The sequence below is a fragment of the Flavobacterium sp. DW-iso2 genome, assembly GCF_058725285.1.
In genome coordinates, this window is sequence record NZ_JBZXDY010000057.1 from 1 (window position 1) to 1,706 (window position 1,706).

The window sequence follows — 1,706 nt, forward strand, 5'->3', positions numbered from 1 at the left end:
CAAAATGCAACAAAAAAACTAACTTTGAATAACTAACTAATTAATGGACTTGTTGCGATAGGTCCTTGAATCCGCCTCTTAACTTTAAAAATAATAGTGATATGAGTGAAACTGAATTACAGTTACAAATTACATTTAAGTCAATTTTTGAAAAACTTAAAATTTTCAAATCCCTTCTAACTGAAGAGCAATTGACTGTTTATAACGAAAAAATCAACTTAGCGAAGACTGACTTTCTACAGAATCATTTAGAATCTTCAGAAAAAACTGTTGAGCATCTTGAGAAGTTTTTTTCATAGATTCTTCATTTAACACTTCTCGTACTATCGGTGCGAGAAGTCCTTTTATTAGTCTTTTGATCATATTTATAAATTTTTAATTGCGTTATTAATTTCTTTTTCCATCAACTTGTAATCATCACAAATTTTGGTAGAAGTATCGCTGTTTCTGTCCCCTCTTAGCGACTGCTGGATAAATTGGACGGTCAAACCGTACTTTGACTTTAGTTTTTCGATAATTGCAGGATTATAACTTGCGTAGTCTTTTTTTTGTTTATTTTTGCTCATTGTTTTGATTGTTTCAAATTGTTATGCAAATATATACACAAACTGTTTAAAAAAGAAATTATTTTACACACTTTGTTTAATTAATTATTAATTATATGGATAAGTCATTGATTTTAAAGGAAATGATAAAATATTATAATTTTAAGAACGACGGTGAGTTTGCCGCTCTTCTTGGGATTTCAAATCAAACATTATCAAATTGGAAGACAAGGAAGACATTTGATGTTGAGCTAATTTACACAAAATGTGTAATTTTTAAAGCTGAATGGTTACTTACCGGAAAACTACCAATGTTGAATAATGATTTAAATAAGGTAAACGAGTCATCAGTAATTAATGAGCGCGAACAAAAAAAATTAATCCCATTATATGATGGTGTAATTACGGCAGGGATGCAAGAAACTGCCGTCTTAGAACCAACAAAGGAACCGGCTGAGATGATTGATGCTGGAGATTGGTTTCGCGATGCTACAGCAGCCATGCGAGTGCATGGAGATAGTATGTACCCAGAATATAAATCAGGAAGCATTGCAGCCCTCCGAGAAGTTCAAAATAAAAGGCTGGTCGTTTATGGACAAGACTATTTAATTGAAACTACAGAATATCGGGTTATTAAAAGACTTCAAAAAAGTGAATTACCGCAGAGTTGGTTAGCCTGTTCAGTTAATGAAGAAAAATATGAGAGCTCTGGGCGTTTAATTCACGAGCCTTTTGATGTTCGTATTGACGATGTAGTTAGGATTTATCAAGTACTAGGAAATGTGAAGCGAAATCAAAGCACTACAGTTGTTCATACTAGACAGGCTATAAAAAAGAACAAATCCTTATAAACCAATACGTTAAAGTGTAATTATTGCTTTTTATAATGGGATTATCCCCCTATCTATATATTATAAAAATACTTTTATTAGTTAAAACATAGAGTTATCTATGTTTTGAAACTTTATTTTTTATGCCTTTTTGTAACCCCAACTGTAACCCCAACTGTAACAGCAAAGATTAAATTATAAGTTTATGCGCCAAAGATCATTCATTGATAATTGGGCATAAAAAAACCGTTTAAATGTTTTGACCCCTATAAAACAAGAGTACTATTTTAAATTTCGATTTTTAATTAAGCGGTTAATTTTTTCATTTCTA

At 31.2% G+C, this 1,706-nt stretch carries 3 protein-coding genes; 1 reads left to right on the forward strand and 2 read right to left on the reverse strand.

Annotated features, from left to right (window positions below):
• Nucleotides 1-213 precede the first annotated feature (213 nt).
• Together AC4PRO_RS18050 and AC4PRO_RS18055 are read right to left on the reverse strand one after the other, a co-directional pair.
• Nucleotides 214-363 carry a hypothetical protein gene (locus tag AC4PRO_RS18050; RefSeq protein WP_492118380.1) on the reverse strand — a complete coding sequence of 50 codons (150 nt, stop codon included), beginning with the start codon at nt 361-363 and terminating at the stop codon, nt 214-216.
• 2 nt (nt 364-365) lie between these two features.
• Nucleotides 366-566 (reverse strand): hypothetical protein, encoded by a 201-nt coding sequence (locus AC4PRO_RS18055; RefSeq protein WP_492118381.1) that lies wholly within the window; start codon nt 564-566, stop codon nt 366-368.
• Nucleotides 567-661: 95 nt separating this feature from the next.
• Between AC4PRO_RS18055 and AC4PRO_RS18060 the strand changes: the two genes are divergently transcribed.
• Complete coding sequence (locus AC4PRO_RS18060) at nt 662-1,396, forward strand: LexA family transcriptional regulator (RefSeq protein WP_492118382.1); 735 nt, start codon at nt 662-664, stop codon at nt 1,394-1,396.
• Nucleotides 1,397-1,706 lie beyond the last annotated feature (310 nt).

Coding starts and splice junctions, on each gene's coding strand:
- AC4PRO_RS18050 (WP_492118380.1), bottom strand. CDS start 363: ATGATCAAAAGACTAATAAAAGGACTTCTCGCACCGATAGTACGAGAA.
- AC4PRO_RS18055 (WP_492118381.1), bottom strand. CDS start 566: ATGAGCAAAAATAAACAAAAAAAAGACTACGCAAGTTATAATCCTGCA.
- AC4PRO_RS18060 (WP_492118382.1), top strand. CDS start 662: ATGGATAAGTCATTGATTTTAAAGGAAATGATAAAATATTATAATTTT.